This window comes from Achromobacter sp. SIMBA_011, from assembly GCF_046535435.1.
Taxonomy (GTDB): domain Bacteria; phylum Pseudomonadota; class Gammaproteobacteria; order Burkholderiales; family Burkholderiaceae_B; genus Achromobacter; species Achromobacter dolens.
On the sequence record NZ_JAWRWN010000519.1, the window covers coordinates 1 to 269 of the forward strand.

1 pseudogene is annotated in these 269 nt (G+C 58.0%); it reads right to left on the reverse strand.

Annotated features, from left to right (window positions below):
• Positions 1–79: 79 nt before the first annotated feature.
• Positions 80–269 (reverse strand): annotated as a pseudogene (locus tag SB816_RS31970) (hypoxanthine phosphoribosyltransferase); the annotation flags it as partial.

Sequence of the window (269 nt, forward strand, 5' to 3'; positions counted from 1 at the left end):
GGTAAACACCCAGGGTTTCGCTGGGTGAATGGTTAATGAGGCGTCTCCGGCATGTATCAAACCGGCACGGCAGAATGGGTCAGGCGTCGCCGGTCACGACGCCGACGAAAGGCAGCTCACGGAAGGCGTAGGCGACATCCATGCCATAACCGACAACGAAATAGTCAGGACATTCAAAGCCGACATAATCGGCCTCCAGATCTTCCTTGCGCTTGACCTTCTTGTCGAGCAGCACGGCGATGGTGACGTTACGGGCGCCGCGCTCGTAG